This is a genomic window from Acidobacteriota bacterium (genome assembly GCA_020845575.1).
Lineage (GTDB): Bacteria > Acidobacteriota > Vicinamibacteria > Vicinamibacterales > Vicinamibacteraceae > Luteitalea.
Map to the genome: position 1 here is coordinate 137139 of JADLFL010000044.1, position 24447 is coordinate 161585.

General features: G+C 68.6%; 26 protein-coding genes. 18 read left to right on the forward strand and 8 right to left on the reverse strand.

Going from position 1 to position 24447, the window contains the following annotated elements:
• The first annotated feature begins 34 nt into the window (after positions 1-34).
• The 11 genes from IT182_13125 to IT182_13175 all read left to right on the forward strand — a co-directional run bounded on the left by IT182_13125 (position 35) and on the right by IT182_13175 (position 12756).
• The gene (locus IT182_13125; GenBank protein MCC6164284.1) at positions 35-601 is read left to right on the forward strand and encodes a LemA family protein; all 567 of its coding nucleotides are present in this window, start codon (positions 35-37) and stop codon (positions 599-601) included.
• Positions 598-3642 (forward strand): hypothetical protein, encoded by a 3045-nt coding sequence (locus IT182_13130; protein ID MCC6164285.1) that lies wholly within the window; start codon positions 598-600, stop codon positions 3640-3642. The genes IT182_13125 and IT182_13130 overlap by 4 nt, the downstream gene beginning before the upstream one ends.
• Positions 3605-4114, forward strand: coding sequence for a DinB family protein (locus IT182_13135; protein ID MCC6164286.1), 510 nt, complete (start codon positions 3605-3607; stop codon positions 4112-4114). The genes IT182_13130 and IT182_13135 overlap by 38 nt, the downstream gene beginning before the upstream one ends.
• Positions 4115-4121: 7 nt before the next feature.
• Positions 4122-5123, forward strand: coding sequence for an alpha/beta fold hydrolase (locus tag IT182_13140; protein MCC6164287.1), 1002 nt, complete (start codon positions 4122-4124; stop codon positions 5121-5123).
• Positions 5124-5289: 166 nt separating this feature from the next.
• Positions 5290-6036, forward strand: coding sequence for a TetR/AcrR family transcriptional regulator (locus IT182_13145; GenBank protein ID MCC6164288.1), 747 nt, complete (start codon positions 5290-5292; stop codon positions 6034-6036).
• The gene (locus IT182_13150; GenBank protein MCC6164289.1) at positions 6033-7094 is read left to right on the forward strand and encodes an HlyD family efflux transporter periplasmic adaptor subunit; all 1062 of its coding nucleotides are present in this window, start codon (positions 6033-6035) and stop codon (positions 7092-7094) included. The genes IT182_13145 and IT182_13150 overlap by 4 nt, the downstream gene beginning before the upstream one ends.
• A 50-nt stretch (positions 7095-7144) precedes the next feature.
• Positions 7145-8140 carry an ABC transporter ATP-binding protein gene (locus tag IT182_13155; GenBank protein ID MCC6164290.1) on the forward strand — a complete coding sequence of 332 codons (996 nt, stop codon included), beginning with the start codon at positions 7145-7147 and terminating at the stop codon, positions 8138-8140.
• A gap of 101 nt (positions 8141-8241) precedes the next feature.
• A complete protein-coding gene (locus IT182_13160) occupies positions 8242-9534 on the forward strand; it encodes a TolC family protein (GenBank protein MCC6164291.1) in 1293 nt (430 codons plus the stop codon).
• Positions 9535-9536: 2 nt separating this feature from the next.
• Positions 9537-10505, forward strand: coding sequence for an ABC transporter ATP-binding protein (locus IT182_13165; GenBank protein ID MCC6164292.1), 969 nt, complete (start codon positions 9537-9539; stop codon positions 10503-10505).
• Entirely contained in the window at positions 10502-11629 is a 1128-nt protein-coding gene (locus IT182_13170; protein MCC6164293.1) for an ABC transporter permease, read from the forward strand. The genes IT182_13165 and IT182_13170 overlap by 4 nt, the downstream gene beginning before the upstream one ends.
• Positions 11630-11634: 5 nt before the next feature.
• Positions 11635-12756: an ABC transporter permease gene (locus IT182_13175; GenBank protein ID MCC6164294.1), complete on the forward strand. Its 1122-nt coding sequence runs from the start codon at positions 11635-11637 to the stop codon at positions 12754-12756.
• A gap of 62 nt (positions 12757-12818) precedes the next feature.
• Here IT182_13175 and IT182_13180 read toward each other — a convergent pair whose 3' ends face one another.
• Complete coding sequence (locus IT182_13180) at positions 12819-13712, reverse strand: SDR family NAD(P)-dependent oxidoreductase (protein MCC6164295.1); 894 nt, start codon at positions 13710-13712, stop codon at positions 12819-12821.
• 192 nt (positions 13713-13904) lie between these two features.
• Between IT182_13180 and IT182_13185 the strand changes: the two genes are divergently transcribed.
• Entirely contained in the window at positions 13905-15212 is a 1308-nt protein-coding gene (locus IT182_13185) for an ATP-binding protein (GenBank protein ID MCC6164296.1), read from the forward strand.
• A gap of 30 nt (positions 15213-15242) precedes the next feature.
• Here IT182_13185 and IT182_13190 read toward each other — a convergent pair whose 3' ends face one another.
• From IT182_13190 to IT182_13200, 3 genes are all read right to left on the reverse strand, one after another.
• Positions 15243-15980: an RES family NAD+ phosphorylase gene (locus IT182_13190; protein ID MCC6164297.1), complete on the reverse strand. Its 738-nt coding sequence runs from the start codon at positions 15978-15980 to the stop codon at positions 15243-15245.
• A gap of 5 nt (positions 15981-15985) precedes the next feature.
• The gene (locus IT182_13195) at positions 15986-16360 is read right to left on the reverse strand and encodes a DUF2384 domain-containing protein (GenBank protein ID MCC6164298.1); all 375 of its coding nucleotides are present in this window, start codon (positions 16358-16360) and stop codon (positions 15986-15988) included.
• Positions 16361-16534: 174 nt separating this feature from the next.
• The gene (locus IT182_13200; protein MCC6164299.1) at positions 16535-17233 is read right to left on the reverse strand and encodes a DUF72 domain-containing protein; all 699 of its coding nucleotides are present in this window, start codon (positions 17231-17233) and stop codon (positions 16535-16537) included.
• A 17-nt stretch (positions 17234-17250) separates the two neighbouring features.
• Here IT182_13200 and IT182_13205 point away from each other — a divergent pair, with 17 nt between their 5' ends.
• Complete coding sequence (locus tag IT182_13205; GenBank protein MCC6164300.1) at positions 17251-17985, forward strand: hypothetical protein; 735 nt, start codon at positions 17251-17253, stop codon at positions 17983-17985.
• Here IT182_13205 and IT182_13210 read toward each other — a convergent pair.
• Positions 17951-18253: a hypothetical protein gene (locus IT182_13210; protein ID MCC6164301.1), complete on the reverse strand. Its 303-nt coding sequence runs from the start codon at positions 18251-18253 to the stop codon at positions 17951-17953. The genes IT182_13205 and IT182_13210 overlap by 35 nt on opposite strands.
• Before the next feature lie 64 nt (positions 18254-18317).
• Here IT182_13210 and IT182_13215 point away from each other — a divergent pair, with 64 nt between their 5' ends.
• Complete coding sequence (locus IT182_13215) at positions 18318-19079, forward strand: endonuclease/exonuclease/phosphatase family protein (protein ID MCC6164302.1); 762 nt, start codon at positions 18318-18320, stop codon at positions 19077-19079.
• Positions 19080-19208: 129 nt separating this feature from the next.
• Here IT182_13215 and IT182_13220 read toward each other — a convergent pair whose 3' ends face one another.
• Positions 19209-20864: a M28 family peptidase gene (locus tag IT182_13220; GenBank protein ID MCC6164303.1), complete on the reverse strand. Its 1656-nt coding sequence runs from the start codon at positions 20862-20864 to the stop codon at positions 19209-19211.
• A 220-nt stretch (positions 20865-21084) separates the two neighbouring features.
• Here IT182_13220 and IT182_13225 point away from each other — a divergent pair, with 220 nt between their 5' ends.
• From IT182_13225 to IT182_13240, 4 genes are all read left to right on the forward strand, one after another.
• A complete protein-coding gene (locus tag IT182_13225; GenBank protein MCC6164304.1) occupies positions 21085-21489 on the forward strand; it encodes a GntR family transcriptional regulator in 405 nt (134 codons plus the stop codon).
• Complete coding sequence (locus IT182_13230; GenBank protein ID MCC6164305.1) at positions 21482-22264, forward strand: ABC transporter ATP-binding protein; 783 nt, start codon at positions 21482-21484, stop codon at positions 22262-22264. The genes IT182_13225 and IT182_13230 overlap by 8 nt, the downstream gene beginning before the upstream one ends.
• A 126-nt stretch (positions 22265-22390) precedes the next feature.
• Positions 22391-23257 (forward strand): SPFH domain-containing protein, encoded by an 867-nt coding sequence (locus tag IT182_13235; GenBank protein MCC6164306.1) that lies wholly within the window; start codon positions 22391-22393, stop codon positions 23255-23257.
• 20 nt (positions 23258-23277) lie between these two features.
• Positions 23278-23490, forward strand: coding sequence for a hypothetical protein (locus IT182_13240; GenBank protein MCC6164307.1), 213 nt, complete (start codon positions 23278-23280; stop codon positions 23488-23490).
• Between the two features lie 14 nt (positions 23491-23504).
• Here IT182_13240 and IT182_13245 read toward each other — a convergent pair whose 3' ends face one another.
• Entirely contained in the window at positions 23505-23744 is a 240-nt protein-coding gene (locus IT182_13245) for a hypothetical protein (GenBank protein ID MCC6164308.1), read from the reverse strand.
• A gap of 90 nt (positions 23745-23834) precedes the next feature.
• Complete coding sequence (locus IT182_13250) at positions 23835-24380, reverse strand: TlpA family protein disulfide reductase (GenBank protein ID MCC6164309.1); 546 nt, start codon at positions 24378-24380, stop codon at positions 23835-23837.
• Between the last annotated feature and the right edge of the window lie 67 nt (positions 24381-24447).

Sequence of the window (24447 nt, forward strand, 5' to 3'; positions counted from 1 at the left end):
GGGAGTGAGGGTCTACGTGGACGTGAGGACAACGATGAATCGACGAACTTTCTGGCAGCGCGCGGCGCTGACACTGGCGCTCTTCTCCGCAAGCGGCTGCTCGTACAACAGCTTCACGGGGCAGCAGGAGGCCATCAAGGGATCGTGGTCGGAGGTGGAGAACCAGTTGCAGCGCCGCAACGACCTCATCCCGAACCTGGTGGCCACGGTGAAGGGCTTCGCAGCGCAGGAGAAGGACATCCTCGATCGCATCGCCGCGTCGCGGGAGAAGCTGTCTGGTGCCCGCACGCCCGACGAGACCATCGCCGCCGCCAACGAACAGAGCTCGGCGCTCGCACGACTGCTCGTGGTCGTGGAGAACTACCCGCAGCTCAAGTCCAACGAGAACTTCATGCGGCTGCAGGACGAATTGTCGGGCACCGAGAACCGCATCGCCGTCGCACGCGGGCGCTACAACGAGAAGGTGCAGGCCTACAACGCGCTGCGTCGCAGCTTCCCGGCCAACATGACGGCGAAGATCTTCGGCTTCGAGGAGTGGAAGTACTTCGAAGCTCCCGCCGCAGCGCGCGAGGTCCCGACAGTCGACTTCTCGCCGAAATGATCCGACGCTCCGTGACAGCCGCTGCCTGTGGGGCGGCGGCCGGTCTCGGCTACTGGGCCTCGCTCGGTTCGATCGACCGCATGCAGGGCCCGACGGAAGCCGTGCGCGTGGCGATGCTGCCATCGCTCGGCACGCTCGGCCTCTGCGTCGCCGCGGGCGCAGCACTGTTCGCGATCGTCACGCTCGCAACGCTACGACTCGCGCGATCATTCGCCATCCTTCTGGAGCGAAGGGGCTTTGGCCCGTTGGACGACGCAGACGGGACCCGTGCAGCGGCTGTCGTGGACGCGGTCGCGTCGGTGTTGGCCGGCGCGGCGCTGCTCTGTCTCCCGTTCCTGCCGTGGCTGGCAGACGGACTTCCCGCGCTGATGCTGCTTGCCGGTCCCGGTGCGCGTCTCGCGTGGGCCGTCCTCGCCGCACTCGCCGTCTGGGCCGCCGTCGACACGTGGCGTGCGTCGGCCTCACCCGTGGAATCGCCGCACGATCGCGAACGGCGTCCGCGCGCGACCCTGCCATTCGGCATTCGGCATTCGGCATTCGGCGTTTCGATGGCCGTCCTGCTCGCGAGCCTGCTGTCGTCGGCGGTACTGGCGCGCCAGTTCACGCGGACGCCGCTGTTCCCCGGCGGCGACGAACCGCACTATCTCGTCATCGCGCAGAGCCTCTGGCGCGATGGCGATCTGCGCATCGAGAACAACCACACGCGCGGCGACTACCAGGAGTACTTCCATCGCACGCTGGCGCCGCACTACCTCACGCGCGGTGTCGATCGCCAGATCTACTCCATCCATCCCATCGGCATGCCGGTGCTCATGACGCCGGTGTACGCGCTCGGCGGCTACGACCTCGTGGTGTACGCGCTGCTGCTGCTTGCGGCCATCGCGATGACCGCCGCATGGCGCCTCGCGTGGACCGTCACGGGATCGGCGTCGGCCGCCACGTTCGCGTGGGCGGCCATGGCGCTCGGACCACCGTGGATCTTCAACACGTTCGCCGTGTACCCGGAGGTACCAGCAGCGTGCGCGGTGGCACTCGCGTTCGCGCTGACGGCCCAGCGGGAGACCGCGGCGAGTGCGCTGACGCGGCCGGCATGGTCGTGGTGGGCGGCGGGCCTCGCCATCGCGAGCCTCCCGTGGTTCAGCACGAAGTACGTGGTGATGGGCGCGCTGCTCGGCCTCGTGACGATACTGCGCGTGTGGCTGCCGGTGCCGCGCGGCGACGCGCGAGGGATCGCGCTGCGCCGCACGCGTGCCGTGGTCGTGCCCAACGCGGTGAGCCTCGCGGGATGGTTCCTGTTCTTCAAGCTGATCTGGGGCACGTGGTCGCCCGCCGCCCCGTACGGCACGCAGCGTGAGACACGCCTGGAATACCTGCCGTCCGGTGGGCCCGGCCTGCTGTTCGATCAGGAGTACGGCATCGTCGCCTTCGCGCCGGCGCTGCTGATGGTGCTGCCAGGGCTGTGGGTACTGTGGCGTCAGGGTGGCCCGCGACGACGGCTGGCCATCGAGATCGTGGCGGTGTTCGCGGGGCTGCTCGGTGTTGTCGGCGCGTTCCACATCTGGTGGGGTGGCAGCGCGATCGTCGGGCGGCCGCTCGTGTCGGCGCTGCCGCTGCTCATCGTTCCTGTTGCCGCGCAGTGGGCGGCGTGTGCCGGCCAGTCCGTGCGTCGCGCCGCGCAGGTCGTGCTGTTGTGCGTGGGTACGGCGCTCACGGTGCTGCTCGCCGTGGCCCAGACGGGATTGCTGCTGGTGGCAGGACGCGACGGATCGTCGCAGGTGCTGGAATACCTCGCGCCATCGACGCCCGTGTGGACCACACTGCCGACATTCCTGCGTCAGTCGCCCGCGCAGGCGTGGATCGGCGTCCTGTTGTGGGCCGGCGTCGCCCTGATGTGTGGCGCCATTCTCGGCCGCCGCATGACGAACGGGCCAAAGCCCGTTCGCTCCGGTCCGGATGGAGCGCACGGGTTTCAACCCGTGCGACACGCGTATCTGGGCGCGTGGGTGCTGGTGGTGGGCGTTGCCGCCATCGTCTCCGGGATCGGCGCAACGGCGCGCGCACCGAGCACGCCGCCCCCGGCGCTCGACGAACGTGCTCGCGTGCGGCTCCTCGACGAGTACGACGCCGCGAACCGGCCGCTGGCGATTCGTTACGATCCGCTGACGCGAATCGACCCGCGGACCGTTCCCGAGTCGGTCCCGCTCGTCGTCCACGCGGCTGGCGATCGCCGCGAAGATCGCGCCACGCAGTTGTTCGGGAGGCGCCTGTCGCTCCCGGCGGGCACCTACGGCGTCGACCTCATCTTCCCACCCGAGGGTGCGGGTGCCCCTGCCGCGCCGACTGCCGTCGATGGCGCGCTCGCCGTCCACGCGGGCCGCGTGAGCCCTCCGCTCGAGACGTGGTCCGTGTCCGTGGAGCCGCCGGGCTCGTGGGGGCGCACGTTCTCGCTGCCTGTCGACATCGGGTTCGTCGGGTTCAAGGCGTCGGCCACCATCACCGCGGCGTCGCCGCGACTCCGCCTCACGCCGCAGCACATCGTCGATGCGAGCGCTCGACCACTGACACCCGCCGTGCTCGGTAGTCAGACCTACGCCGGCGTCGGCGTGCTCGTCCATGGCGAGGACGCGTGGCCCGAGCCGACGGGCGTCTGGCTGCGCGGCGCCTCGACCGTCATGCTGACGCTCGTGTTCCCCGACGATGTGCTGCGCACGTTCGATCTCCGTGCGGGCGCGGTGCCCGTCGACGTGACCGCGCAGTGGGGCGGCACGACAACGACGTGGAGGCTGTCTCCCGGCGAAGTGGTCCGCACCATCATCGACGCGCCGTCGCTGCGCGCCGGACAGCAGAGTCGATCGGCGCAACTCCGGATCACGACGTCATCGGGATTCGTTCCCGCCGAGGTCGAACCCGGCAGCCGCGATCGTCGCCAACTTGGCGTGTGGCTCGAACTGGGCCGCACGGTGCCCGGCAGCGGCGTCGGATCCATACTGGGTGGGCTGAGACATGATCCGCCATCTCCTCCGCGAACAACTGGACGCTGAACTCTCGCTGACGCGGACGGTGCTCGACGCGACGGCCGACGCGCCCCTGCGCTGGCGTCCGCACGACTTGTCGTACTCGCTTGGCAGGCTCGCGATGCACGTCGCCACCTTGCCCGGATGGATTCCCACGTTCATGCGCGCGGAGTCGTACGACATGGGCGCGGGAGGGCCCGGCCCCGACGTTCCGGAACGGGCCAGCGACATTCGCGATGCGCACGCGACGGCGGTCGCCCGCGCGCACGCCACGCTTGACGCCGCGCAGGACCCGGATCTGGCCGCCACATGGACGCTGCTGCGCGATGGACGCATCGTCGCGTCGATGACGCGAGCCGAAGCCATCTCCCGCTACGTGGTGCGGCACATGGTGCACCATCGCGGGCAACTGACCGTATACATGCGCCTGTGCGACATCGCGGTGCCGGCCCTCTACGGCGACTCCGCCGACGCGCGTCTCCTGCCGCCGGCGCTCTGACCGCTCCGTGGTCGTCTCGCTGCCGTTTCCCGAGTACGTCCCGTCGCGCCGCTGGTCCGGTGGGCATCGCATGACCATCTATGCGTGGGCGCGCACGCGCGCCCTGCCCGCGCTCCCGGAGGCCGAAGCCTGCTACTTCGACACCGCGCCTGACGCGCGCGTGCTGGCGCACTGCAACTGGCAGCCGACACGCGACGAGGCGCCAGCGCTCCTCCTGCTGCACGGCCTCGAAGGATCGAGCCGCGCGCACTACATGCGCGGGATCGCGGAGAAGGCATGGGCCGCGGGCTTCAACGTGGTGCGCCTCAATCAGCGCAACTGCGGCGGCACCGAACACCTGTCGCGCGGGCTCTACCATTCCGGTCTCACGCACGATCCGCTGTTGGTCATGCGGCACCTCATCGACGTCGAGCGCGTGCGGTCGATCGTGGTGGCGGGCTATTCACTCGGCGGCAACCTGACGTTGAAGCTGGCTGGCGACCTCGGTGCCGACGCGCCGCCGGAGTTGAAGGCTGTCTGCGCCGTCTCACCGACCATGGATCTCGCGCTGTGCGTCGATGCGCTCGAACGCCGATCGAACGTGCTGTATCAGTTCAACTTCATGCGTAACCTGCGCGCGCGCATGCGGCGCAAGGCTGCGCTGTTCCCCGATGTGTACGACGTCAGCAGGCTGAGAGGCGTGTGGACGGTGCGCGGCTTCGACGATGCGTTCACGGCGCCGCTGAACGGCTTCGGTACCGCGTCCCGCTACTACCAGGAGGCATCGAGCCTCCGCGTCGTCGAGCGAGCCAGCGTCCCCACGCTGATCCTCACGGCCGCCAACGACCCGTTCGTCCCTCCCGAGCAGTTCCGCCGGCCCGAAGTGGAGTCCAATCCGCACGTGCGCGTCGTGATCACCGACGATGGCGGCCACTGCGCGTTCGTGAGCGATCCCTGCGCGGACCACGACGGCTACTGGGCAGAACACGCCATCGTCCAGTGGGCCACCGCCCACACCGCCCGTCCGTGATGCACCGCGTCTGCGCCAGGGGTTGACACCGGCTCTCGGGCCGCCAGCCTCGGCGGGCTCTCTTCGAACGGAAGCCAGGGGCTTCAGCCGCTGGCACATCCCGCCGGCATCTTGATCTCCATGGTGTCGATGGTGTATCTAACTAAACGATTAGTTAATTCATCGCATGACCTCTCGTCCCCCACACTCATCCGCTCGCGCGACAAGACCGGCGGCCACCGCGGCCCGCCGCGTGCGCCGGCCCGGTCCGCCGCCGACCACCAGACGTCCGGCCACCGTCGGCGACACGAGCACGCGTCACCTCATCTTCGAGGCCGCCGCGCACGAGTTCTCCACGCATGGATTCGACGGCGCGAGCGTCGACGCCATCGCCCGCGCCGCGCACGTCAACAAGGCGATGCTCTACTACCACTTCGCCAGCAAGATCGGGCTCTATCGCGCGATCGTCGGCGACATGCTGCGCGCGGTGGAAGCCGGGGTGACTGAACTCGCTGCGAGTCGGGACACGCCCACCCGCAAGATCGAGCGCTTCATCGCCACGCTCGCCGCGCAGAAGGCGGCGCGGCCGTGGTTCCCGCCCCTCATGCTGCGCGAGATGTCCGACGGCGCGCCGCACCTGGATGCCGCCACGCTCGCCCACCTGCGCGCGATCTTCACCGCCTTCGGCAGCATCCTCGCCGCCGGGGCCGCGCGCGGCGAGTTCCGCCGCGTGCATCCGGTGCTGGCGTACGTCTCGATCATGGGTCCGATGCTGATGAACGCCGTGCGCGAGCGCGCCGCCGCCAAGCACGGCCGTCTCGACATCTCGCTCTTCGCCCCTGTCGCCACCGACGAACTCGTCTCGCACATGCAGCTCGCCGCGCGCCGCATGCTCGCTCCACTACGCGCCACGCCGAAGGGTCGTCAGCCATGACGTGCATCCGTCGTTCCTCGCTCGGCCACCCCATCCTCGTCATGACAGGACTCGTGTTCGCCGGCGCATGGGGGTGTCGCTCCGCGGAGGATCCGAACGTGCTGCGCGCGTCGGGACACGTCGAAGCCACCGACGTACGGCTGGCTCCTGAAGTCGGCGGACGCGTCATGGCGATCGACGTGAAGGAAGGCGATCGCATACAGGCCGGGCAGCGCGTGCTGACGCTCGATCCCACGGACATCACGCTGGCCATCGATCGCGCCCGCACCGAGCAGGCGTCGGCCGAGGCGCAGCTCCGGCTCGTTCAGGCGGCCGCACGCCCGGAGGACGTCCGTCAGGCCAGGGCACAGGTCGACGCGGCGCAGGCCGACGTCGTGTCCGCGCAGGCGGAGGTGACATCGGCGACCTCGGATCTCTCACGGTACGAGTTGCTGCTGACACGCGGGAGCGGCGCGCAGAAGCCCCGCGACGATGCCGCGACGCGGCGGGAGGTGGCCGCCGCCAGGCTGGATGCCGCGCAGCGGCGCGTCGATGCCGCACGCGCCACGCTGGCGCGCGTCAACGCCGGATCGCGACCCGAGGAGATCGCTGTCGCGCGCAGTCGCATCGCCACGAGCGTGGCCGCCATCGCCACGCTCGAGAAACAACTGAAGGACGCAACACTGCACGCGCCTGTCGGCGGCATCGTGACGAAGAAACTGGTGGAAACCGGCGAGATGGTCGCACCACGCGCACCTGTCGTGGTCATCACCGATCTCGATCACGCCTGGGCCGACGTCTACGTCCCCGAGCCGGCCGTCCCACGCATCATCGTCGGACAGCCCGCCACGCTCACCACCGACGCCGGTGGCGCCGGCATCACCGGCACGGTCACCTACATCTCGCCGACGGCGGAGTTCACGCCGCGCAACGTGCAGACCGCCGACGAGCGCGCGAAGCTCGTCTACCGGATTCGCATCACCGTCGACAACACCGCCGGCGTGCTGAAGCAGGGCATGCCGGTTGACGCGACACTCGCCCTCGCCTCGCTGGGCGATGCCCCCGCCACGCCACGATAGACCCGGCGTCGCGCGCACGCACCACGACGACACGAGCCCGGACCAACGGCATGTCCAGCACGCAGTCCCGCGCCGAGACGGAAGCGCCTCCTGACGCGACGCCAGCCATCACGCTGGTCGACGTGCGCAAGCGTCATGGCGCCGTGACGGCCCTGAACGGGCTGTCGTTCGATGTCACGCGCGGCGAGATGTTCGGACTCATCGGTCCCGACGGCGCCGGCAAGACCACCGCGATCCGCTCGATCTGCGGCCTGATCCATCCAGACGAGGGGCAGGTGCGCGTGCTCGGTCGGGACCCGGCGCGCGATCACCGCGCCATCACACGCGAAGTGGGCTACCTGTCGCAGCGCTTCAGCCTCTACGGCGACCTGACCGTTGACGAGAACATCGCGTTCTTCGCCGCCATCCACGAGGTGCCCGACTACGCGCAGCGCCGCGATCACCTGCTCGACATGACGCAGCTCACGCCGTTCCGGCGCCGGCTCGCCGACAAGTTGTCCGGCGGCATGAAGCAGAAGCTGGCGCTGGCGTGCACGCTGATCCATCGACCTGCCCTGGTCCTGCTCGACGAGCCCACCACCGGCGTCGACCCCGTGTCGCGCCGCGAGTTCTGGAAGCTGCTCTCGCACTTCCTCGAGAGCGGCATCACCATCCTGATGAGCACACCGTATCTGGACGAGGCCGAGCGGTGCCACCGCGTGGCACTGGTCCACGAGGGACGCCTGCTCGCCATCGATCGACCGGGCCGGCTCCGCACGTCGCTGCCCGGCATCTGGGTCGAAGGGTTCCCGCCGGACGTCCGCCTGGTGCGCGATCGCGTACGCGCCGCCGGGCATCGACACGTCGAGGTGTTCGGCGAACGCGTCCACGTGTGGCTGCCCGACGCGCGAGACGATGAGGACGCGCGTCGTATGCTACGCGCGCTGACGGAACGAGCCGGCGTGTCGCCATTCGACGTCCGGACGATCACGCCGTCGCTCGAAGACGTGTTCATTGCCAGGCTCGCGGCACTCGACTCCGCCGCGCCCATGGGAGACAGGTCATGACTGTGTCGTTGCGAGGCCGGGCCCTGAGGGCCGACCCTGCCATCTCCATGCCGGGGCGGGCTCGGAGCGCCGCCCCTGCCGTGTTGCCGTGTGTCGGACTGATGTTGGCCGCGTTGGTCGCGCCGGCGTTCGCGCAGCAGGCCACTCCCCTGCGCCTGACGCTCGACGAGGCCACGCGGCGTGCGCTCGACACCAGTCATCGACTGGCCGAGGGTCGTGCACGGCAGCAGAGCGCGGAAGCCACCGTGACGCTGCGGCAACGCGGCGACGATCCGACACTCACCGCCCAGGCCGGCTACACCCGCACGAACCACATCGAGGCGTTCGGCATCCCGCAACCCGACGGCCAGTTGCGCGTCATCTATCCCGACATCCCGAACAACTACCGCACGCGCCTGGAACTGGCGTGGCCGATCTACACCGCGGGGCGCACGGCCGCGCTCGAACGTGCCGCGCGAGCCGAGGCCACTGCCACGGGTTCCGATCTCGAAGCGGCCCGGCTCGACCTGCGGCTCGAAGTGGCACGCGCGTACTGGGCGCTGGTCACCGCGCGCGACACGGTGCGCGTGCTCGAAGCGGCGTTGCGTACAGCCGACCGGTCGCTCTCCGACGTCCGCAGCCGCGTGGACGTCGGGCTGCTGCCGCCCAACGACGTGTCGCGCAGCGAATCGCAGCGCGCGCGGCAGGAACTGCTGCTCGTCGACGCGCGCGGGCGCGTCGAATCGGCATCGGTGGACCTGCGGCGCCTCATCGGCGACACGGATGCCGCGCCAATCGAACCGGCCGACGCGCTCGACGCGCCGCCGGATGCCGCCGGCCCCGCGACCACGCTCATCACCGAAGCGCTCGCGCAGCGTCCCGAACTCGCGGCGCTCGCCACGCGCACCCACGGCGCCGAGGCGCGGATCGACGCCATCTCCGCCGCGCGCAAGCCCACCATCGCGGTCGTGTCCGGCGTCGACTACGCGCAGCCCAATCCGCGCATCTTCCCGCGTCAGGCACGGTGGGAGGATTCGTGGGACGCCTCGGTGAACATCACGTGGCAGCTGTGGGACTCGGGCCGCACCTCCGCCGAACGCGCCGCAGCACGGCACGACGTGGAGGCGCTGCGCGAACGACGCAACGACATGGAAGCGCAGATTCGCGCCGACGTCAGCAAACAGCTGATCGCGCTGGCGTCGAGTCGCGCGGCGCTGGCGCCCGCGCAACTGGCCGTGACCAGCGCGCAGGAAACGCAGCGCGTCGTCGCCGATCGCTTCGAGGTCGGCGTGGCCACCACGCTCGACGTCCTCGACGCGCAGCTCGAAGTGCTGCAGGCCGAACTCGACCGATCGCGGGTGCTCGCCGACATCAGGCTCAACGAGGCACGGCTCGCGCGCGTGCTGGGACGATGACCATGACGTCCGGCCACCACGACGATCGCGGCGGACCTGCCATCGACGTGCAGCACCTGTCGCGCCGCTTCGGTGACTTCGTGGCGGTCGACGATGTGTCGTTCACCGTGGGGAAGGGCGGGGTGTTCGGGTTCCTCGGTGCCAACGGTGCGGGCAAGAGCACCACCATCCGCATGCTCTGCGGCCTGCTCGCTCCCACGAGCGGCACGGCACTGGTCGGCGGCATCGACGTCTCCCGCGATCCCGAGGGCGTGAAGCGGCACATCGGCTACATGTCGCAGCGCTTCTCGCTCTACGAGCCGCTCACCGTCGATCAGAACATCGACTTCTTCGGTGGGGTGTACGGACTGGCGGGCCGCCAGCTGGAGGAGCGTCGCGCGTTCGTGCTGGACATGGCCGGCCTGCGCGGTCGCGAGCGCACGGTGACGCGCACGCTCTCGGGCGGGTGGCGCCAGCGGCTGGCGCTCGGTTGCGCCGTGCTGCACCAGCCCCCGATCGTCTTCCTCGACGAGCCCACCGGTGGCGTCGATCCCGTGAGCCGGCGGCGGTTCTGGGATCTCATCGGCGCGCTGGCCCACGAGGGCGTGACGGTGCTCGTCACCACGCACTATCTCGACGAGGCGGAGCACTGCCACCGGCTCGCGATCATCCACCGCGGACGCCTCGTGGCGCTGGGCTCGACGGCCGAGCTGAAACAGGTGTTCGCCGCGCGGCCAATCGTCGAGGTGCAGTCGTCGCGGCCCGTGGACGTCATGGCGGTCCTCGACACGCTGGCCGACGTGGAGAAGACAAGCATCTTCGGCACTACCGTGCACGCGGTGCTGCGTCACGCCGACGTGCCCCCGGCGCGGCTGGTCGACGCGCTCACGGCGCAGGGACTCGACGTCGCGGCTGCGGGGCTGGTCGATCCCTCCCTCGAAGACGTGTTTCTCGATGTGGTCGAAAGCGTCGGCTCGGAGCGGGCCGCGTGATCGCCACCACGCGCGCGGTGATGGTGAAGGAACTGCGACAAATCCGTCGCGACCGCCGCACGCTGCTCATCCTGGTGTTCGTGCCGGCACTGTTCCTGCTGCTCTACGGCTACGCGCTGAACTTCGACATCCGCAACATCGCCCTGGCGGTGGAGGATCGCGATCACTCGGCCGAGAGCCGGGCGCTCGTGGCGGCGTTCACCAACTCCGGCTATTTCCGCTTCGCGGGCGCGGTCTACAGCGACGCGGAACTCCAACGGCGCATCGACGCCAACGAGGCACGGGCGGCACTGGTCATTCCGGCCAACTACGGTCGCGATCTGGCGCGCGGCATCCCCACACGCGTCCAGGTCATCGTCGATGGCGACAACGCGACCACGGCATCGTCAGTGGTCGGTTACGCGACGGCGATCGTGGCCGGCACCGGCGCCGAGTTGGTGGCGGCGCAGACGACCGGCGGGCGTGGACCCGCGCGGCCGCTCGTCGACTTCGAACCTCGCGTCTGGTACAACCCGCAGCTGCGCAGCACGCTGTTCCTCGTGCCCGGCCTCATCGCCTACATCTCGATGATCACGGCCGTCATCTCCACGGCGCTGGCCGTGGTGCGGGAGAAGGAACGCGGCACCATGGAGCAGATCCGCATGGCGCCCGTGAGTCCGCTGGCGTTCGTGCTCGGCAAGACCATCCCCTATTCGGCGATTGCCTTCGTCTCGGCCGTGCTCATCGTGCTGGTGAGCATGGTCCTCTTCGGCCTGCCCCAGCATGGCGCGTGGTGGCTGCTGTGCGTGACGATCGGCGTGTTCCTGGTTGGCGCGCAGGGGCAAGGGCTGCTCATCTCCACGCTGTCGGCCAATCAGCAGGTGGCGTTCCAGATCGCACTGCTTTCGAGCTTCCTCCCCACCTTCGTCCTGTCGGGATTCATCTTCCCCGTCACCAGCATGCCGGCGGCGGTGCAGGTCGTCACCTACGCCGTCCCGGCGCGCTATTTCATCGGCGCGCTGCGTGCAGTAGTACTCAAAGGTGCTGGCGTCGACGTCGTGTGGCAGCAACTCGCGGCGTTGACGATGTTCGCCGCCGTGATGATCGGACTGGCATCGCTGCGGCTGCAGCGGGAGTGGCGCTGATGCGCATGGCGCTGCGTCGCATTCGCTGCCTGATCGTCAAGGAGCTCATCGAGCTTCGCGGCGACCCGCGATTGTTCGGCATCGTCATCATGGCGCCGATCATCCAGTTGTTCGTGCTCGGCTACGCCGCCACCACCGACGTGAAGAACATCCCGCTCCTCGTCGTCGACGCGGATCACTCCGTCGAGAGCCGGAGCCTGATCGACAGCTTCGCGGCGTCGGCCAACTTCGTCGTCGTGGACGAGCCGACGGACACGCGCGCCATCGATGGACACCTGGAGCACGGCACCGCCTGGATGGCGCTCACCATCCCTCGCGGGTTCGGTACCGACGTGACGGCCGGCCGCTCGACAAGCGTGCAGGTGACCGCCGACGGCACGGATGCCACCTCCACGGGCGTGGCGCTCGGTTACGCCCGCACCATCGTCGCCGCGTATTCGGCCGAGCGGTCGGCGGCGCGCGTCGGACGGCAACCGGTCCTGCCCGTCGACGTCGAACTGCGCGTGTGGTTCAACCCGCGTCTCGAGAGTCGCGACTTCATGGTCCCGGGCATCGTCGCCCTGCTGCTGCTCGTCATCACGACCAACCTGAGCGCGATGGCCATCGTGCGCGAGCGCGAGATCGGCACGCTGGAGCAACTCAGCGTCACGCCGCTGGCGCGCTGGGAACTGATCGTGGGCAAGCTCCTGCCCTATGCGCTGATCGGGATGGTCGACGTGCTGCTGGTGACGGCCGCTGCCGTCGCCTGGTTCGAGGTGCCGCTGCGCGGCAGCTTCACGCTGCTCCTCGGGTGCAGCGTGATCTACCTGCTGTCCACGCTGGGCCTGGGCCTGTTCGTGAGCACCATCTCGCAGACGCAGCAGCAGGCGTCGATGACATCCACGTTCTTCTTCCTCACGCCGATGATCTACCTCTCGGGCTTCACGTTCCCGATCGAGAACATGCCGGAGTGGATTCAGTACGTGACCTACGCGATTCCGCTGCGCTATTTCCTGGTGATCGTCCGCGGCATCTTCCTGAAGGGCGTCGGCGTCGACATCCTGTGGCCGCAGATCGCCGCGCTGCTGGCGTGCGGGTTGTTCCTGATCACCCTGGCCACCCTGCGCTCCAGCAAACGCCTCGCGTAACCGCAATGCCGAGTGCCGCGACGCCGGAAATGGCGCCCGCCGCGCCACCCGCCATCCGGATTCTACGGGAGGCCCGTCAGGCGCTGGCTCAATTCACGCAATTGCCTGCGCACGTCGGCGTCGTTGGCCTGCTGATGCGGGGCGCCCGGCTTCGTGCCGATGAAGTAGGTCCCGCTCGGCTCCGTCGTGACGATGGCGTTCATCACCGCTTCGGCGCCCTCATCCACCGTGGATGTCGGCGTGCGCCCCATGGATCGCACCATCGTCGTGTCCATGTACGTGGCCGGATGCAGGGCCTGCGCCACGATGCCCCTGGTCTTCAGCGTCTGCGCCAGGTCGATGGTGAACATCACCTGCGCCAGCTTGCTCTGACCGTACGCGCGGCCCGACGAGTAGCCGCGCTCCAGCATCACGTCCGAGAAGTCGAGCGGCGACGCCGCCAGCGACGAGACGTTCACGATGCGCGGCGACTGTCCCCGCTCGAGGAGCGGCAGCAGCGCGTACGTAAGCGCGTAGCCAGACAGATAGTTCACCGCGAACTGCATTTCGTGTCCGTCGGCGCTCAGTGTGCGCGTGGGCACGATGATGCCGGCATTGTTGACGAGCAGGTCGAGTCGCTGATGATCGCGCGTGACGTCGGCGGCCAGGCGGCGAACCTCGGCGAGCGAGCCCAGATCGGCCTTATAGAAGCGTGCCGACCCTTTGCCGGCCTTCACGATTGCGTCCACCACCGCCGCACCGCGCTCGGCGTTACGCCCGTGCACGATGACGTAGGCCCCCTGAGCGGCCAGCCGGCGCGCCACCTCCCGGCCGAGCCCGTCGGTGGAACCCGTCACCAGCACGATGCGCTGTCCGGCAGCCGGTCTCGCGGGACCAGCCCCCGGTGACGGCTGCGCATACACGACGGCAGCAGCAGTGAAGAGCAGGGCCACGGTGACAAGCGCAACGTTGGTCATGACAGTCGTCCTCCGAAGTGTCGATCCTCGCCGGGTTGGCACACTGGCGTCTGCAATGCCGAATGCCGCGATGCCGGGGATGTGGACACACACCATACACTCGGCTCATACATTTCGCTCAGCGCGCATCCGGGAAGGCGACGAGTCACTCTGGACTTGATTTGAGTCCAGTCAGCGAGCAAACTGGACTCGATGGACTACCAGTCTGCCTTCACGGAGATCCTGGCCGAGACACGGGACGAGCCCGCCACGCCGTACCTGCACCGTGGGCTCGACTACGCCGTCGTGCCGCGCAAGGCAGTCGTCCTCAAGGGCGTCCGACGATCCGGGAAGTCCACACTCCTTCGTCAGGCCGGAGACGACCAAACCGGTGCCGGACGACTCTGTCTCCACATGAACTTCGTGGACGATCGCCTCGCCGGCCTGACGGGCGCACATCTCGGCGCCCTGCTTGACGCGTTCCACCGCGTGTATCCGCAGACGCGCCCGGCGCAGCCCCTCACCCTGCTGCTGGACGAACTGCAGGTGGTGGAGGGATGGGAAGCGTTCGTCGAGCGACAACTCCGCGTCCGCGATCGTCGCGTCTTCGTCACGGGATCGAGCGCCAAGCTGCTGAGTCAGGAGATCGCGTCGGCCATGCGCGGGCGCAGCCTGTCCTACGAAGTCTTCCCGTTCGACTTCCCCGAGTTCCTCGCTCTTCAGGGCGTACTGCCATCGCGACTGCCGCTCGGGGCCGACGAGAAGGCCATGGTGAAGGCCCATTTCCGACGGTACCTCATGGAAGGAGGCTTCCCGGAGACCATCGGACTCGACAGGTCGACGCAGGTGCGCATGCTCCAGGAGTACCTGGACGTCCTGCTCCTGCGGGACGTCATCGAGCGGCACGATACGTCGTCTCCGACGATGATCCGGCGATTCCTGTTGCTGCTCGTGAACCGCTTCGCGAGTTCCGTGACGATCAATCGATGCGTGGAACTGCTGCGCGCGCAAGGCCTGGGCACCGCGAAGGCCCATCTCAGCGAGGTGCTGGACTGGTTCCACGATGCGTATGCGGTTTTCCCGGTCAAGGTGCTCAGCGAGTCGGTGCAGAAGCAGAACACCAACCCGCGGAAGCTGTACGTCATCGACAACGGTCTCATCAACGCGGCAACCACAGGACGGCTGCACAACGAGGGCCGTCTTCTCGAGAACCTCGTATTCCTGACCTTGCGCCGACGCGGCCATGACGTTCACTACCTCAGGACGCGCAGCGGCTACGAGGTCGACTTCCACTCCGAGTCAGAGGGCCTCGTCCAGGTCGCGTGGACGCTCGCCGACGAGGGTACGCGCACTCGCGAAGTCCGCGCACTCGAGCAGGCCATGGAAGAACTGTCGATCAAGGAAGCCACGCTGGTCACGAGCGAGGAGTCCGGCACCATCGCCCTGCCGTCAGGCGTCGTCCACGTACGGCCGGCATGGGAGTGGGTACTCGACGAGCGCCCGACCACGCGCCACGCCTGAGGCAGAACAGCCGGGGCTTCCAACGTCCCGTCACGTGGCCGGTGCGGGCAGCCGACCGTCGACGAGAAACTCCTCACGCGGGAAGGTGAAGGCGGCGACGTCGAAGAAGTTGCGCCGCACGCACTCGACATGCAACCTCGTGGCCGTGCAGTGCCACGTTTCCAGATCGCGCGGCCGAGCGGTACCGAACACCGCCGGCGTGAAGATGCCGATGTTCACGCCCCCTCGCCGATCGCGCGCGGAGGGGTACCTGAAGGCTTCCACCGACGCGTCCCGCATGGCCCGGCCGAGCGCCTGCGTCGCCGCGTAGTCGGTGGGCGATGTGATGGTCGCCCGATGCGCACGGAACGGCGCGACAGTCAGGTCGATGCCGCGAGTGGTCCGCACCCGTACCATGAACGCCGTGTGCCAGGTGGCGACGACGTCGAGATCGGCACGAGTCCCATCGAGAAAGACCAGACGGTAGTACGCCAACTCGGCGAACGCCGTCTGCCGCTCTTCGGAGCCATACCAGAGGCTTCGCTCGTGCCGTGCGCCGAAGCGCGAGCCGTGCTCGAGCGGCGGATAGCGGAACGGCGTGGAGAGCAGCACGTGCAGGCGACCGGCACGCGACGGTGGTTTGGCCGCTTCGATGAGTTGTTCGAGCAGCGCCTGCTCTTCGAGGGAGTCGACCAGCTTGCGCGTCGACACGTGATGCTGTGACTCGACCACGCGCCAGGGCGACAGCCGGAGCGGGCGGAGTCTCGCCTTCCGAAGATCGTCGAGCACGTGTGTCACATCCGGCCGCGCATGCCGTCCAGATACCGGACGACATCCACCAGCCCCTGCACGCTCGCCAGCCGTTCCGCCGGAACGCCTCCGAGATGATCGTTCTGCGCCGAGAGCCACGCCCGCGCCTGCGCGTCGTTACCGCCGACGAGCGTATCCAGGCTCCGATACAGACGCAGGAAGAGGAGCGCGAGCTCGCCCTCCTTGCTCGACGGGTCGATGCCGCGGCCCCGTGTCAGCCGAGACACGGACGCCTCGCTCGCGCCGAGGATCGCGGCGACGTCGCGCTGGCGCAAGTCGAGTCGCGCCGCAGCGTTGAGCACAGCCTTCGCGAGAACAACCTCCGGCGCGATGTCGGACTGTCTCGATCCGAGATTCATCATGTGAAATCATATTGACCATTCAAGTCACGTGCAATATGCCCCCCTCTCCCTGTCATCCGGACGGGGCCGCCCCGCCCGCGCGCAGGCGAGCCTCCCGTACCCGCGCTGTTCGCGCCAAGGACGGGTGGGGCTGTCCGGCGACAGGACCCGCGCCACAGTGCCGGCCGCGGATTAGCTCAGACAGGCCTTGAAGCGCGATGCGAACTCGGGGCCCTTGCCCTCGTCTTCGTGCTTGAAGTAGACGAACGTCTCGCGCCAGTGCGGCTGCTGATCCTGGACGTAGCGCGCCCAGCGCTCGATGTCGGCGTCCGTGTAGCCCTCGTCGCGCAGACGGAGGTAGCCGTAGTCGGCGGTGCGTACGAGCGGCGTGTGGCGCTCGGGACTGTCGGCGAGACACAGCGCGAGGTTGCGCGACTGCAGGATGGCGTAGACCTCGTCGGTCCACCATGACGGGTGCCTGAACTCGAACGCCGCACGCAGCGCCGGCGGCAGTTCGTCGACGAACGCCTGCAGCAGCGGCGCGTCGCACTTGAAGTGCGGATTGAGCTGCACGAGCACGCACCCGAGGCGCGGGCCGAGCGCGGCACCGGCGGCGCAGAACGCTCGCAACGGGTCCGAGACGTCCTTCAGCCGGCGATCGTGGGTGATGCGCTTGGGTGCCTTCAGCGTGAACGTGAAGCCCTCGGGCACCTGCGCGGCCCAGCCCTCCACGAGGGCGGCCGTTGGCATGCGGTAGAACGTGTAATTGATCTCCACCGTGTCGAAGACGCCCGCGTAGTACGGGAGCATCGCCTTGGCGGCGATCTTCTCCGGGTAGAAGCGGCCTTTCCACTCTGGGTAGTTGTATCCGGACGTCCCTACGTGAATCATCTGTCACGTCCTCTGTGATGCCGACCTGTCGATTCACGCGCGCCGAACGGCGCCTCATCGCGAGCCTGCGTACACCTCCCGAGGTACAACGCTGGCTCAACGCCCTTCCTTACAACGCCGAGCCCGATGGCGACACGCAGCGGTCCTTCCGCACCGTTGTCGCGCTCGGCACGGCGCACTGCATGGAAGCCGCGCTCAGCGCCGCCGTGATCCTCGAAGCGCACGGCTGGCCGCCGCTCGTGATGAGTCTCGAGTCCGAAGACAAGCTCGATCACGTGGTGTTCGTCTACCGCACGGCCACTGGCTGGGGCAGCATCGGCCGGTCGCGCGACCCTGGCCTGCACGGGAGGCGTCCGGCGTTCCGCACGCTCCGCGCGCTCGCCGCCAGCTACGTCGATCCGTACGTGGACGCCACCGGACGCATCACCGGCTACGGCGTGCTCGACCTGCGGACCGTCGACCGCTACGACTGGCGCTGCTCCACGCGCAATCTCTGGCACATCGAACAGCTGCTCCGCGACCTTCCGCACGTCGCGCTGCGTACGAGCAACGCGCGCATCGACGGGCTCCGCCGCCGCTACCACGCGTTCATAGCCGCGCATCCGGGATTCAAGCCGCTCTACTACACCGGCCAGCACCGTTGGCACCCGCTGCCATCGGTGTTCGATTCGTCCGTGCGTCTCGCGCGGACGCTCGCACGCGCGGGCACGAGCCGTCTCAGTCGAGGTCGAACGCGCGCTCGGGCCTCGTGATCGGCTCCTTGCGCGCCTGTTCGAGCGCCTCCTTGAAGCGGCGGTCGAGGTCGTCGCCGCGGTTCTTCTCAGCCTGGAACGACTGCTCGAACAGTCGTTCGCGCGCGGCGGCTTCCTCCGCCAGGAGCCGGTGCGCATCGTCGATCTCGCGGACGGGCCCGGTGCGGGCCTCCTTGTGCGAGACCACGCGCTTCAGGTTCACGTCCACCACGAGCTCGGCGCGGCAGCAGGGGCACTGGACGGTGAGTTCGGAGGCGAGGCGACTCATGGCGGGTTCCCTTTCCGGACGCGGAATGACGTAATCTGGAAGACACCCCGCGCGTCGGGGGATCATGACACAGCACGCTCACTCTCGCGCGCCCGCCACGCGCCGCCTGCGCCTGGCGACATACAACATCCACAAGGGCCGCGGCATGGATGGCCGTACGCGCATCGACCGCATCGCGGAGGTCATCGCGAGCCTCGATGCCGACGTCATCGCGTTGCAGGAAGTGGTGGGCGGTGGCCCCGAAGAAGAGGGTCAGGCCGCAGACCTGGCCGCCAGGCTCGGCATGGGGTGGACGATGGATGCCGTCCGGCTCCTGCGCGGGAAGTCGTATGGCAACGTCGTGCTCAGCCGCTTCCCGATCGCACAATCCCAGGCGTGCGACCTGTCGTGCGACAAGCGCGAGCCGCGCGGCTGCATGCGGGTGGACGTGGACCTGCAGGGGCAGGTGCTGCATCTCTTCAACGTCCATCTGGGCACCGCCGTCATGGAGCGTCGGAAGCAGGCGCCGCGCCTGGCCGAGTTCGTCGCCGACCACACCATGCCCGGCCCGAGGGCGTTGCTCGGCGACTTCAACGAGTGGGTGAAGGGGCTCACGTCGAAAACGCTCGGCTCGATGCTCGAAGGCGTCGATCTCTCGCAGCACCTCCGTCGGCGCCGCACGTATCCCGGCGTACTGCCGATGTTTCACCTCGATCACATCTACGTGGCAGGTGGACTCGAAGTCGAGAAGGTCAGCCTCCCCCGCACCAGGCTCACGCTGGTGGCCAGCGATCACCTCCCCCTCGTCGCCGACGTCGTCCTTCCCGACGGCTCTCGGCGCGGGTGAGGACGCGGGTCCTGCCGCTCGACAACCCAACCCGTCCTCAGCGCGAACGGTCGTTGTACGGCGGACGCGCTTGCGGGCGGGGCAGCCCCGTCCGGCGCCACCGCGTCCGCGACGCGCGCGCAGCGACGCTCACGGGAGTGTCGCTGCCGCACGTTGTCGGGCAGGCGTGAAGCGCTCGCGCGTATCCGCGACGGTGCGGGCGGTGCCGTAGATCGCCCCGGTCACGCGGCGCAGTTTCGCGAAGTCGATGCGGTCGATCTCATCGTCGAGGCCGTGATAGTCCGCGTGCAGGCCCGTGAAGAAGAACGCGACGGGGATGCCGTGCTTCGCGTACAGGTAGTGGTCGCTCCGCCGGTAGATATCGGCGGGGTCGTCCGGCGCATCGAGCGCGTAGTCGAACCGCACGCCCGACGGTCCGGCGGATTCGGCGACGAGCGTGCCGAAGGCCTCGGAGATCCGCCGCGAACCGACCACATAGACCGAATCGCGCTCGGTGAGCGGCAGCGCGCCGGCGGGCACGGGCGACCCTACGTCGCGGCCACGTCCGATCACGTCGACGTTCAGCTGCGCGACGATGCGATCGAGTGGGACGGTGGGATGGTCGGTGAAGTAGCGGGAGCCCCAGAGGCCGGACTCCTCGCCCGTGTGCCACACGAAGAGAAGCGAGCGGCGCTGGCGCGGAGACGTCGACGCGAACGCCTCGGCCATCGCGAGCAGCGCCACCGTCCCGGACCCGTCATCGTCGGCACCGTTGTAAATCGCGTCGCCGGCAGCGTTCGGCGTCGACGCCACGCCGAGGTGATCGTAGTGCGCGCCGAGCGCGACGTACTCGTGCCGTGCCTGCGCATCGCCGCCTTCGAACACGCCCACCACGTTGCTCGTGGTCACGCGCGCGGTCTTCGCGGCAACGACGAGATGCACGCGCTTGCCCGGCGACAGCACGAACGGCTCCGCGGGTTCGCGACGGACGGCGCGCTGGAACACCTCCTGCGATGACACGCGCTCGCCTTCGAACAACGCGCTGATGGCGCGCACCGAGAGCGTGGCCGACGGCAGGACAGATGCGTCAGCAGAGGCGAACGCATCGACGGTGACCGTACTGCGCGTGCGACGTGTCTCGAGCGTCGCGTTCCATGCGTCGAGCGTCGGGTAGTCCGGCAGATAGAGCACGCCGACGGCCCCACGCGCGCGCGCCGCGTCCTCGGTGAACTCCCAGTCGTCACCGCGCGGGCCCGTCAGGTCGGACCGCGAAAATCCCACGGGCAGCCCGAGGTGCGAGACGACGAAGCGACCGCGCACGTCGACATCCTTGTAGGGATCGACCCCACGCGAGCGAATCACCGTGCCGTTGCCCACGTAGACGAGACCGCCGTCGGCGCTGCCATAGGCGTCGCGCGGCAGGAAGCCGGCGCCGGCCGCGAAGCGCTGGTCGCCGATCGTCAGGCTCGTGCCGTCCTCGTCGAGCTGTCGTCGCGTGAGCGCGAGCGTCTGGAGGAACGTCCCGTTGTCGCCCGCCGGCGTGAGGCCGATGCGCTCGAGCCGCGACGCGATGAACGCGGCCGCGACGTCGAGTCCCGCCGACGGCGTCTTGCGCCCCTCGAGCGCGTCCGACGCGATGAACGTCAGGTCGGCGCGCAACTGACGCTCGGTGATCCGTTCGGCGCCTGCCGCCGCACGGCCCCGGCGTCCGCCCTGGGCGTGCAACAGGTCCGGCGCCACGACAGCGCCACCGACGGCAGAGATGACGAGCACCGCGACCGGAGCGAGCACACGCAGGCGGAACACGTGAGCAGTGTAGGACATCGATTCCGGCAACGGGTAACCGGCAACCGGCAACCGAGGTGCCTGTCAACCACCACAGCGTAGACGCCGGACTTGTCCGGCAGTCAGCGATCACCGCCCGCCGGATGAAATCCGGCGGCTACACCGGCGATCAGACGGCCCATTGCCGGTTGCCGGCTGTGCCCCTTGACATCGCCACCGTACTAGTTGCACTAATACACTCGTGCTACCCTTCCGCATCGAGCTCGTGCCGGCGATTCCCGTCTACGAGCAGCTCGTGTCGGCCGTGACGCGCGCCGTCGTCAGTGGCGAACTGAAGGCAGGCGACGCGTTTCCGTCCGTGCGGACGATCAGCCAGGCCCTGCGCATCAACCCGAACACGGCGCAGAAGGCCGTCGCGCAGTTGACGGCGCTGGGGTTGCTGCACGTCCATCCCGGCGTGGGCACGCGCGTGGCGGTGCCGCCTCCGGCGTCTCGCGCGTCGAGCACCACGCACCTCCGTCCGCAGGCCGCCGACCTCGTCCTCGAAGCGCGACGCCGTGGCCTGTCGCTTGCCGACGTCACGGACCTCGTCGAGGCAGAGTGGCAGCGTCTCGATCCTGTTCGCAAAGGAGCCCGTCGTGGCTGATCCCATCATCGCCGACGCGTTACGCCGCGCGTTCGGCAGCAAGACCGCCGTGGACGACGTGTCGTTGCACGTGCCTGCCGGCAAGGCCGTGGGGCTCATCGGCGCCAACGGCGCGGGCAAGTCCACGCTGCTGAAGATGCTCGTGGGCCTGCTCCAGCCGTCGCGCGGGCGCGCAACCCTCATGGGGCACGACACACGGACGCTTCCGGCGTCGGTGTTCGCGCGCGTCGGCTACATGGCCGAGTGCCAGCACCTGCCGGCCGTACGAACGGTGCGCGATCTCCTCGCGTACTGCCGCCCGCTCTATCGCACCTGGGATGCCGCCCTCGCGACCCGACTGCTCGATCTGCTGACCCTGTCGCCATCGACGGGCCTGGTGCGTGCGTCGCGAGGCGAGCGCATGAAGGCCGCGCTGGTCGCGACACTCGCGTTCCACCCGGATGTCCTCGTGCTCGACGAGCCGCTCGAAGGCCTCGATCCCCTCACGCGGGAACAGGTCGTGGATGGCCTGCTCGAGCTCGTGAGCGCCGAAGGAGCAGTCAGGCCCGTACATCACCTCGCAGGATGTCGACGTCGAGTTCGACATGCCCTCGACCGTTCAGTAGCCCGCCGACCTTCGACGGTCGGGCCCGGAGGGCCGACCCTACCTACCGCCGCAGTTGGTAGGGCCGGCTCTCCGAGCCCGGCCCGCGCCGCAACGGGCGACAACAAGGGTCGCCCCTACACCCGCGGAGTCCGACACAAGCCCTTTTTCCGTTTGAGCCGTAAGCCGTAAGCCGCCCTGCGCCGCAGGCTCGTCCGTGGAACCTCTCGGCTATGGACTCGTATGCTACCAATGTGATATCACTTCGACATCACACGGCAGGGTCGGCTCCCGGAGCCATCGCACGGAGGAACCTCGATGATTCGCGAACGTGAACGAACGGTCATGAACGGCGCGCTGATGCTCCTCGTGGGCGTGGCGGGCGCGGCACTGGCGTGCTGGTGGTTCATCTCCGCGATCAAGACCAAGGACGGGGCGCAGCTCGGTGGGGCCCTCCTGCTGTTTGTCACGATGCTGACGGTGCTCGCGGGCCTCTTCACCGTCGCGCCCAACGAAGCGCGCGTCCTCCAGTTGTTCGGCGACTACGTGGGCACGACGCGAACGCCGGGCCTGCGCTGGGCGAACCCCCTCTACACGAAGTTGAAGGTCTCGACGCGGGTGCGCAACTTCGAATCGTCGAAGCTGAAGGTCAACGACCTCGAAGGCAACCCGATCGAGATCGCCGCTGTGGTGGTGTGGCGCGTGGTGGACACGGCCGAAGCCGTATTCGAGGTGGACGACTACACGAACTACGTCCACGTGCAGAGCGAGTCGGCGCTGCGCAACCTGGCGACGAGCTACCCGTATGACGGGCACGACGACCACGAGTCGCTGCGCGGCTCGACGGCGAAGGTGGCCGATCACCTGAAAGAGGAGATCCAGGAGCGCCTGTCGAAGGCCGGCGTCGAGGTGCTGGAGGCGCGCATCAGCCACCTCGCCTACGCGCCGGAAATCGCCGCCGCGATGCTCCAGCGCCAGCAGGCCGGCGCCATCATCGCCGCCCGCCAGCGCATCGTCGAAGGCGCCGTGGGGATGGTGGAGATGGCCCTGGAGCTCCTCTCGGCCAAGCAGGTGGTCGAACTCGACGAGGAGCGGAAGGCGCAGATGGTGAGCAACCTGCTCGTGGTCCTCTGCGGCGAACGCAGCACGCAGCCGGTGATCAACGCGGGCACGATCTACCAGTAGGAAACCGCGCCGAAGGGACGATGGCTCAACGACGCGCCTTCCTCGTACGGATCGATCCGCTGGTGCTCGACGCGGTGCAGCGGTGGGCGAACGACGATCTGCGCAGCCTCAACGGGCAGATCGAGTTCGTCCTCCGCCAGGCCCTCGTGCGGGCCGGGCGGGGGGTGGAGCGGGACGGGAAGACCGACACGCCTCCCGCGTCCGGCGACTCGGTCGCCGGCGCAGACTCGTAAGCGAAGGCCGACGTTCAGCCTTCCTCTTCGTACTCTTCTTCTTCGAGGAACCCGAGACGGGTCGAGGGGCGCAGCGATTCGCGCGTGTCGAACACCGGGAGTCCGGCTACGTGCAGCGTCGACGCACACTGCGGCGACTTGTCGTCGACGACGACCACGACCGGACTGCCTTCGACGCCCGCGCGGAACGTGATACGGCAACCGCACGCGAGCCGGGCGTGGGTGAATCCTCCGAGGGCTCTGTCGGTCGACACCCGACGATCATAGCACCGAGCCTGCTGACCTGCCGCGCTGCGTCCAGGCGATGACGTGTCCGGTTGCCGGTTGCCGGTTGCCGGTTGCCGTCAGAGAAGCCGCCTGATCTCCTTCTCCACCTGTTCCTTGGACGCCAGCCCCATGTGACGTTTGCAGATGGTGCCGTCGCGGCCGATCATCAGCGTCATGGGCAGGCCCCACAGCGGGCCGTACGCCTCGTCGATGTCGTCGCGCTCGTTGGCGACCAGCAGCGGGTAGTTCACCTTGTATTCGTCGCGGAAGGCCCCGAGCAGCGCGGGGTCGTCCTGCACCTGCACGCCGATGAACGCCACGCCCTGGCTCCGGTACTGCTCCTGGAGCTGCACGAACATCGGCGTCTCGAACTTGCACGGCCCGCACCAGGTGGCGAAGAAGTTGAGCATCACCACCTTGCCCGTGTAGTCGGCCAGACGCACGGACTTGCCGTCCACGTCGGTCACCGTGAAGCTGTAGTCGGCCCGCGTCGGCTTCGCGTCGCAGCCCGCCACCGCCGCCCCGGGTACGGCCGCCGTGCTCGTGCCGAGCGGAATGAAGGGCACCGCCGCCAGTCCGAGCCCCAACGCCCCCACCCCAGCCAGGATCCACCGCATGTTCATGAAGTCAAGTGTAGCAGCCGGCAACCGGCAACCCGGCAATCGGCAACCGGACATCACCATCGCGCGC

What these genes read in the sequence shown, in the direction of transcription:
- IT182_13125 (MCC6164284.1), top strand. Translation starts at nt 35, where the DNA reads ATGAATCGACGAACTTTCTGGCAGCGCGCGGCGCTGACACTGGCGCTC.
- IT182_13130 (MCC6164285.1), top strand. Translation starts at nt 598, where the DNA reads ATGATCCGACGCTCCGTGACAGCCGCTGCCTGTGGGGCGGCGGCCGGT.
- IT182_13135 (MCC6164286.1), top strand. Translation starts at nt 3,605, where the DNA reads ATGATCCGCCATCTCCTCCGCGAACAACTGGACGCTGAACTCTCGCTG.
- IT182_13145 (MCC6164288.1), top strand. Translation starts at nt 5,290, where the DNA reads ATGACCTCTCGTCCCCCACACTCATCCGCTCGCGCGACAAGACCGGCG.
- IT182_13150 (MCC6164289.1), top strand. Translation starts at nt 6,033, where the DNA reads ATGACGTGCATCCGTCGTTCCTCGCTCGGCCACCCCATCCTCGTCATG.
- IT182_13155 (MCC6164290.1), top strand. Translation starts at nt 7,145, where the DNA reads ATGTCCAGCACGCAGTCCCGCGCCGAGACGGAAGCGCCTCCTGACGCG.
- IT182_13160 (MCC6164291.1), top strand. Translation starts at nt 8,242, where the DNA reads ATGTTGGCCGCGTTGGTCGCGCCGGCGTTCGCGCAGCAGGCCACTCCC.
- IT182_13165 (MCC6164292.1), top strand. Translation starts at nt 9,537, where the DNA reads ATGACGTCCGGCCACCACGACGATCGCGGCGGACCTGCCATCGACGTG.
- IT182_13175 (MCC6164294.1), top strand. Translation starts at nt 11,635, where the DNA reads ATGGCGCTGCGTCGCATTCGCTGCCTGATCGTCAAGGAGCTCATCGAG.
- IT182_13180 (MCC6164295.1), bottom strand. Translation starts at nt 13,712, where the DNA reads ATGACCAACGTTGCGCTTGTCACCGTGGCCCTGCTCTTCACTGCTGCT.
- IT182_13185 (MCC6164296.1), top strand. Translation starts at nt 13,905, where the DNA reads ATGGACTACCAGTCTGCCTTCACGGAGATCCTGGCCGAGACACGGGAC.
- IT182_13195 (MCC6164298.1), bottom strand. Translation starts at nt 16,360, where the DNA reads ATGAATCTCGGATCGAGACAGTCCGACATCGCGCCGGAGGTTGTTCTC.
- IT182_13200 (MCC6164299.1), bottom strand. Translation starts at nt 17,233, where the DNA reads ATGATTCACGTAGGGACGTCCGGATACAACTACCCAGAGTGGAAAGGC.
- IT182_13205 (MCC6164300.1), top strand. Translation starts at nt 17,251, where the DNA reads ATGCCGACCTGTCGATTCACGCGCGCCGAACGGCGCCTCATCGCGAGC.
- IT182_13210 (MCC6164301.1), bottom strand. Translation starts at nt 18,253, where the DNA reads ATGAGTCGCCTCGCCTCCGAACTCACCGTCCAGTGCCCCTGCTGCCGC.
- IT182_13215 (MCC6164302.1), top strand. Translation starts at nt 18,318, where the DNA reads ATGACACAGCACGCTCACTCTCGCGCGCCCGCCACGCGCCGCCTGCGC.
- IT182_13235 (MCC6164306.1), top strand. Translation starts at nt 22,391, where the DNA reads ATGATTCGCGAACGTGAACGAACGGTCATGAACGGCGCGCTGATGCTC.
- IT182_13240 (MCC6164307.1), top strand. Translation starts at nt 23,278, where the DNA reads ATGGCTCAACGACGCGCCTTCCTCGTACGGATCGATCCGCTGGTGCTC.
- IT182_13250 (MCC6164309.1), bottom strand. Translation starts at nt 24,380, where the DNA reads ATGAACATGCGGTGGATCCTGGCTGGGGTGGGGGCGTTGGGGCTCGGA.